The organism is Brevibacillus fluminis (genome assembly GCF_052072235.1).
Taxonomy (GTDB): Bacteria; Bacillota; Bacilli; order Brevibacillales; family Brevibacillaceae; genus Brevibacillus_D; species Brevibacillus_D fluminis_A.
Genome location: NZ_CM125436.1, coordinates 5,107,477 through 5,115,000, shown reverse-complemented (window position 1 = coordinate 5,115,000; position 7,524 = coordinate 5,107,477). Strand labels below are relative to the sequence as shown.

Here is a 7,524-nt window from a genome sequence, read left to right as displayed (position 1 = left end):
TCCCTATCTGTCGCGGGCGTAGGAAATTTGAAAGGAGCTGCCCTTAGTACGAGAGGACCGGGGTGGACATACCGCTGGTGCACCAGTTGTTCCGCCAGGAGCACAGCTGGGTAGCTATGTATGGACGGGATAAGCGCTGAAAGCATCTAAGCGTGAAGCCCCCCTTGAGATGAGATTTCCCACAGAGTTAATCTGGTAAGACCCCTCATAGACGATGAGGTTGATAGGTTCGGTGTGGAAGTGCGGTAACGCATGGAGCTGACGAATACTAATCGGTCGAGGGCTTATCCACAATTAATCCACAAGCAATAACTTGCGTATCCAGTTTTCAGGGAACAAGGAAAGTCATCCGAAAAGGATGGCTTTTTTTGTTGTAAAGGCAAGTGGAAATATACGATTCGTAGCTTATGATCCGTTGTGCTAGAGTTTCCTAAAATATAGTAGAATATGGGTGTTGTGTGAAATCAATCAACGGAGGACGATTCCCATTAAGGCGGTCCGCTATTCGCTCATATCAGTTGCATTGCTGGTCGTTGCGCTTGTTTCGGCGGGCTTCTTTTTCCGCTACGCCTCGCTTTTCGCCATTCCCGCCATTTTGGCTGCACCGTTTGGCCTCGCTTCCGCATTGCTGGGGCGATTGCGGGGAGAGGAAGGGGTTTTGCGCCATCTCGGCGTTTGGGGGAACGCGCTGTTGCTGCCTGTATCGCTGTTTGCTCTGATGTGGTACTTGCTGTTCACCCTTTTCTGGGGGGATGCATGATACAAGCGGGATTCCTTATCCGCCCGTGTGAGGTGTTCGATCCGCTAGCGCTTTGCTGATACAAGCTGCCTATCAAAAAACAAGAACGTTCGTCCTGAAAGACTGTCAGAACAAAACTGACGGTCTTTTTTCATGTGGAGCCATACCCATTCCTGCAATCAGCGAAAAGTGCTTCTGTAAGATTCCACGACGCGATTCGTCTAAAGGGTAAGCAGAAAGCAAAACACCTTGAGTGGAGTGACGAAAATGAGACCGATCGCGATGATGAAAACACCGCTGCTGATGCTTCTCCTCACGGGGGCCATCACCGTAACAGGATGTCAACAAACAGCGCAGGTGCAGGGCCAGAGCCAGCAACCCGCATCGAATACACCAGCGATTCAAAATGAACAGCCTGCGCCCAGCCAATCGGAATCTGAATCTGCAACGCAACCAGCAACCACAGGCACAAGCGGGACGGCATCTGCAGCAGAGCCAACAGCGACCCCGACTGCGCCAGCGCCCGTCCAGCCGTCTTCAGCAACTCCCCAGCCTCCATCCCCGCCAAAGATGGTCCCCACGGCAGAAAGTCAGTCACAAGCAGCTGCGAACGTCCCTTTCGGCAAGCTGACGGCGGCTCGCTTGGCGAGCTTTGCCACCGGATGGCTCGGCGGAGAAGGGTGGATTGCGAAGACAACAAACGCAGGACAAACCTGGGGCGTGCAAAAAAACGTGACGGGAACGGTCACACAGCTTTTCGCACTCAATGATCAGACTGCATGGGCGACGGTCAAAATGGCAGGGAAAAGCATCGACTTGCAGCTTTTGCATACGACAAATGGCGGCAAGACGTGGAACATTGCAGGAAAGGTTCCGCAGGAAGGCTTCCTCCATTTCGTATCCGCAACAGAGGCATTCAGCGGAAACTGGCGGACGACAGACGGCGGCAAAACGTGGAGCAAGCTGCCGATCCCGCCCAAAACGATCGGGGATGCTTATTTTCATGACAAGGCAAACGGGTGGGCAGTCACCTATGACAACGTGAACATGCAAATTCAGCGAACCGCAGACGGGGGAAAAACATGGAAGCCGGTCATGACAAAACGCACGATCGCCCTCACGAACGCCATCATCCGCTCGGCAGGCAGCAACGACGCATGGGTCGAATGCATCGGCGATTCCGGCATGACCCAAACCTCCTACTCCCTGTTCCACACGGCAGATGGCGGGAAAAGCTGGCAGACCGTCATCGCCAAATCGTCAGCAGGCGGCGGACCAGCTCCTGGTTTCCCCATGGAATACACAGGCGGACCGACAATCGGCGGATCAAGCCCCGGCACCTTTTATGTGCTGAACACCAAGGAAGCATTTATCGGGGCGCAATGCATGGCATGCGACAAACCAAACACCATCGGCTGGACGTTAGACGGAGGAAAAACGGTTGCCGCAGGAACGGCCGCTTTCGAAGGTTTTGGTGAGCAACTTCTTGCCTTTGCCGATGCCAAGCATGGCTGGTGGATTTGCACCGACCAAACGGCACCATCGGTTATCTATACAACCATGGATGGCGGTCAGCATTGGAAAAAGGCGCATGTATTTGCCACGCCAAGCCAGTCAAAATAACGGCCAAAAAGAAAGGAGCAGAAATCCGCTCCTTTCCACATAAGTGTAGCAGGAAGGCAAAAAGAGAACCGTTAGCCAAGATGAACCGCACGTCCCATTATGAGCAGCAGTAATAAACAAGGGGGATGCCGTTCAGATCAGCAAAAAATGGTTCTCTTTTTTTATGTTCGCTCATGCTTTCAAGCGTTTGCCCGTTCTCCCGAGGAATTTGAGCACACGCTTGGTAAACAGGGAGGAATTGCGGATAGGTGAATGGTTTTCTTGTTTGCTCGCCATGACCGATCACCTCATGCTTTCATTTGACACAGATAATAGGTGTTTTCATTTTATCATAAGTTTTATTTTAAAATAATTATTGTTTTAATTTTATTATCATGATATATTGATTACATTCTTAATTGAAAACCATTTTCACTTACAAAAGGAGGCGCAGGCAGGAATGGATCATCGTCAACACCTTACAACGAATCAGGGGGCTCCCGTCGCCGACAACCAGAATTCTCGCACCGCAGGCAGGCGAGGCCCCACGCTTCTGGAGGATTACCATCTGATTGAGAAGCTGGCGCATTTTGACCGTGAGCGCATACCCGAGCGCGTCGTGCATGCGAGGGGGGCGGGAGCGCACGGCGTATTCATCACGACTGTCGGGATGCAAACATACACACGGGCAGCCTTCTTGCAAAAACCAGGCATCGAGACGCCGGTGTTCGTCCGGTTTTCCACCGTCATTCATGGGGGCACCTCGCCCGAGACGCTGCGTGACCCGCGCGGATTTGCAGTCAAGTTTTATACGGAAGAAGGCAACTATGACTTGGTCGGAAACAATCTGCCGGTCTTCTTCATCCGCGATGCCATCAAATTCCCTGATATGGTGCATGCTTTGAAACCTGCGCCCCATACCAACATTCAAACGCCGAACCATTACTGGGACTTTTTCTCGCATTTACCTGAATCGACTCACATGCTGAGCTGGGTGTTCTCCGATCTGGGCATTCCGGCGAACTACCGCCAGATGGAAGGGTTCGGGGTGCATGCGTTCAAATGGGTGAACGAAGCGGGCGATGTCGTGTATGTCAAATACCATTGGAAGCCGCATCAAGGCGTGAAAAGCTTGACGGCCGAGCAAGCCCAAGAGCTGGGCGGCAAAGATTTTAACCACGCGACGAAAGATTTGTACGAGGCGATCGAGAGGGGCGACTACCCGGGCTGGGATTTGTACGTACAGCTACTGGACCCGCAGGAGATGGACAATTTCAGCTTCGATCCGCTTGATGCGACAAAGGTATGGCCGGAGGATGCGCTTCCGCTGGTCAAAGTGGGAACGATGACGCTCAATCGGAATCCGGCGAATTACTTTGCAGAGGTTGAGCAGGTGGCATTTTCGCCGAGCGTGGTGGTGCCGGGCATCGAGCCGTCCGAGGATAAGCTTTTGCAAGGCCGTCTGTTCTCTTACCCGGATACACAGCGGCATCGCCTGGGGCCAAACTATTTGCAAATTCCGGTCAACTGCCCATACGCGCCTGTCCGCAATCATCAGCGCGATGGCGCTATGACCGTGAAGGCCGATCCGTCGCCGATCAACTATGAACCGAACAGCTATGCGGACACGCCGAAAGAGGCGCCGGCATACAAGGAAAGCGAACCGCAGTTGCAAGGTCGCATCACTCGTCAAAGAATCGAAAAAACCGATGACTTCACCCAGGCAGGCGAGCGCTATCTCCGTTTTACACCGGAAGAGCGGACCAATCTGGTCAAAAATCTCGCAACCGATATGAGCGGCGTTGATGAGCCAATCAAGCTGCGCATGATCTGCAACTTCTTCCGCGCGAATGTGGAGTTCGGCTCCCGTGTCGCGCAGGCGCTTGGCGTGGACATCGCCGGATTCGTGCCGACGCAAGCGGAAAAACCGGATCAGACCGATTCCGCAGCCAAGTAACAACACAAAACAAAAAGCCCGGTCGACGAGACAGACTCAGTCGGCCGGGCGTTTTTCATTCGGGAACAGCAGACGTTCGTTCGCGCTTGCGCCAGACGGACGCGTTCAAAAGCACGATGCCCAAAAGAACGCTGCACCCTCCGGCAAGCTGGGCAACCGAAACGGGCTCGCGGTAAAACACAGCCCCGATCACGAGCGCAATCACCGGAGAGACATAGGTCCAGGTAACCGGAAAAGTAGGATTGGTTTCTTTGAGCAGCCAATAAAACATGCCGAAGGCGAGAATCGAGACGATGCAGGCCAAATACAGCAAGCTGGACAGGCTGGCTGTCGTAAACGAAATCGGCCGTGTATCCTCGAACAGCAAGGAGAGAATGAGCAGTCCGACGCTGGCAAACGTCATTTGCAGCGCGTTGAAGGTGAGCGGCGGCACGGTGTGCAGCAATCGCTTGGAGCGGATGACGCCGATTGCATAGATGAATTCCGAGGAAATGATCGCGAGCTTGCCGATCAGCGGCAGCGGCCCTTGCTCTGCAGCTTCCGGCGTTGCGCCGACTACCAGATAAATCCCGACGATGCCGAGCAGAAGTCCTGCGAGCAGATGCCAGCGGAAGCGCACCTGACCCAGTGCAATCGTCAACAGGGTGCTAAATATCGGAGCGGTGGCGACCAGCAGTGCAGCCATGCCGGAGGAGATATGCTGTTCCGCCCAGTAAAGCGAGGCAAAAGGGATCGTCGTCATCAAAAAGGCGACGATGGCGATTTCGAGGTAGGAGCGCAGCGGCAGCGGAGTCCATTGCTTGCGCAAGCCGAGAAAAGCCAAAATGAGCGCACCCGCCAGCAAAAAGCGGAGGGCAGCGAAGAAAAAAGGCGGCATACCATCCGTAAGCCCGAGCTTAATCGCTAAAAATGACGTACTAAAAATCAGACACATAACAATATAGTTTAACAAGATCAATAAAAGCGTCCCCTCTCTTCTGTATTGATGAAAAGAATACCAAGGGGGCGCGTTCGTGTGGTACTATCGATATCGAATAAGGGTATAACTACCGGTTATAACGGTGAGTAAGGAGAAACGCAATGTTTACACTACAGCAGTTAAAATATTTCGTGAGCATCGTCGAACGGGGCAGTTTGAACAAGGCGGCCCAATCCTTATATCTCTCCCAGCCAGCTTTGACCAAGCAGGTGGCTTTGCTTGAGCGCGAGCTGGCGTGCAGCCTGTTTTTGCGCAAAACCACGGGGATTGAGCTGACCGACGCAGGGCGGTATTTCTATGAAAAAGCGTGCAGCATTCTGGAGCAGTCGGAGCAGGCCGTGCAAGCGGTGAAGCGTTATACGACGACCAGGCAGGTGCGCATCGGCGCGTTGCCGAGCCTCGGGAGCTTCTATCTGCCGGATTTGTTGAGCAACGAGCAGGTGAAAGAGCAGCCGAGCCAGATGGTCATCCGGGATACGACGAGGGAGCTGTGCGAGCTGCTTGTGCGGGGACAGATTGACATCGCTTTCGTGCAAGATTATGAAGGGGGATTGGAGCTGCCGGTGCGCCCGCTGCTCCGCGAGCCGTATGTCGCGCTCTTGCCAGCAGGGCATGAGCTGGCGGAGTTGCCCGCCATCAGCTTTGCGGCGCTTTGTCGGGAGCGGTTGGTCATGTTCAAAGATCCGTGTGACATTCGCACCGCATTCCGCCAGCAGTGCAGCATCCAAGGGATTGCGAATCCCAATGTGGCGCTGGAGCTCGATTTCAATGATTCCATCGTTCGCTTTGTCGCCAAAGGGTACGGTTTGTCTTTCGCGCCCAAAATGTTGGCCGAAAGCATGCATGATCCTGCCATCGTTAGCCGGGAATTTGACGCCGATTCCTTTTATCGGACGATCCAGGTGGTGTACGAGCCGCAATTTGAGCCGTATGTGGAGGTGCTGACCGATTGCTATCGATTGAATAAATGAATCAGGAGTAAAGCTTGCGCGATCGGCAAAGCATTACTCCTGTCATGCACATCATCTATTGGGTTTCGCGTTGATTTTGCTGTTTCAACAAATCGCGGATTTCCGTCAGCAGCAGCTCCTCTTTGGAAGGTACTGGTGCTTCGGCCGGTTTTTCCTCCGATTTGCGCTTGAAGTGATTGAGTCCTTTGACGAACAGGAAAATGGAGAAAGATACGATCAGGAAATCGATGACAGATTGAAAGAATGCCCCGTACTTGATCGATGCTTTATCGACTGTCAGCGCCAGTCCAGTCAAATCCAGGCCCCCCATCAACAGCCCCAGAATCGGCACCATCACATCGTTGACCAGGGAACTGACGATTTTGCCAAAAGCGCCCCCGATGATCACCCCGATTGCCAAATCCAGCACATTGCCTTTCATGGCAAATTTTTTAAATTCATTCCACATGGGAGGTCTCTCCTTTACCGTAAAGCTCTGTTTTTCTTTTTGCCATCATATCATATTTTGCCAGCGTGCGCGTTCGCCTTAAGACACAAAAAACCCGTCCACACCTCCATAAAGAGCAGGAAAGGGGAACGGGTTTTTCCAGTTTATTCTCATGCGGTTACGCTTTCTCTGTCGCGGCGTCCGTACTCCACCACCCAGGTAATGATGCGAGCGGAGATGCTGACTGCCAGCACCGTGTACAGCGTCGCCATCAGCGGCAAGTACAGGAGCGAAAGTCCCAATACAACCAAGTCGATAATCAGGAAAACCGTACCAACCGACAATCCGGTGAATTTGCTGAGGAACAGCGTCAAAATGTCGTCGCCCCCTGTAGCGCCACCGTAGCGGAGAACAATCCCTGCGCCAAACCCGGTCGTGATCCCGGACAAAATGGCTGCGATCGGCATGTATTGGTGCATATCGAACACCAACGGCGAAAAACGATCACAAATCTCGTAAAACACAGTAAATGCAGTGGCTGCGATCATCGTATTCATCAAAAACTTGCGCCCTTTCAGGAACAAGGCAAGGATGAAAATCGGAATGTCCAGCGCCAGCATCGTAAGGGTAGGCGAGATGTTAAAGGCGAATTTGCCTAAAAGCGCCAAACCCATGAAGCCGCCTTCAGTCAGATTGTTTTGGAAATTGATGTGGTAATAACTGAAAGCCAATAAAAACGTACCCAAAATCATGACCAACAACTGTTTGCTTTGCTTTTGTTTTGCCCTCATAAAGAATGCCTCTCATCATAGTTAGTTTAGACTCGCACCCAACTAACTACGATGGTCA

7 protein-coding genes and 1 rRNA gene (1 of these 8 only partly in view) are annotated in these 7,524 nt (G+C 52.7%); 5 read left to right on the top strand and 3 right to left on the bottom strand.

Annotation, left to right across the window (positions count from 1 at the left end; genetic code table 11):
- The 4 genes from ACTID9_RS25075 to ACTID9_RS25060 all read left to right on the top strand — a co-directional run.
- Nucleotides 1–292: ribosomal RNA gene (locus tag ACTID9_RS25075) — 23S ribosomal RNA — on the top strand; it begins 2,637 nt to the left of the window's first position.
- Nucleotides 293–454: 162 nt separating this feature from the next.
- Nucleotides 455–760, top strand: a complete 306-nt coding sequence (locus tag ACTID9_RS25070) for a hypothetical protein (protein ID WP_441067827.1) — start codon at nucleotides 455–457, stop codon at nucleotides 758–760.
- 246 nt (nucleotides 761–1,006) lie between these two features.
- On the top strand, nucleotides 1,007–2,362 hold the full coding sequence (locus tag ACTID9_RS25065) for a VPS10 domain-containing protein (RefSeq protein WP_441067825.1): 1,356 nt from the start codon (nucleotides 1,007–1,009) through the stop codon (nucleotides 2,360–2,362).
- 439 nt (nucleotides 2,363–2,801) lie between these two features.
- On the top strand, nucleotides 2,802–4,298 hold the full coding sequence (locus ACTID9_RS25060) for a catalase (protein ID WP_441067823.1): 1,497 nt from the start codon (nucleotides 2,802–2,804) through the stop codon (nucleotides 4,296–4,298).
- 55 nt (nucleotides 4,299–4,353) lie between these two features.
- Here ACTID9_RS25060 and ACTID9_RS25055 read toward each other — a convergent pair whose 3' ends face one another.
- Nucleotides 4,354–5,256, bottom strand: a complete 903-nt coding sequence (locus ACTID9_RS25055; RefSeq protein ID WP_441067821.1) for a DMT family transporter — start codon at nucleotides 5,254–5,256, stop codon at nucleotides 4,354–4,356.
- A 122-nt stretch (nucleotides 5,257–5,378) separates the two neighbouring features.
- On the opposite strand from ACTID9_RS25055, the gene ACTID9_RS25050 reads away from it, so the two are divergent.
- Nucleotides 5,379–6,248, top strand: a complete 870-nt coding sequence (locus ACTID9_RS25050) for a LysR family transcriptional regulator (protein WP_441067819.1) — start codon at nucleotides 5,379–5,381, stop codon at nucleotides 6,246–6,248.
- 55 nt (nucleotides 6,249–6,303) lie between these two features.
- On the opposite strand, the gene mscL is transcribed toward ACTID9_RS25050, so the two are convergent.
- Both mscL and ACTID9_RS25040 read right to left on the bottom strand, forming a co-directional pair.
- Nucleotides 6,304–6,696 (bottom strand): large conductance mechanosensitive channel protein MscL, encoded by a 393-nt coding sequence (mscL, locus tag ACTID9_RS25045; RefSeq protein ID WP_441067817.1) that lies wholly within the window; start codon nucleotides 6,694–6,696, stop codon nucleotides 6,304–6,306.
- 149 nt (nucleotides 6,697–6,845) lie between these two features.
- A complete protein-coding gene (locus ACTID9_RS25040; protein ID WP_441067815.1) occupies nucleotides 6,846–7,466 on the bottom strand; it encodes a YitT family protein in 621 nt (206 codons plus the stop codon).
- Between the last annotated feature and the right edge of the window lie 58 nt (nucleotides 7,467–7,524).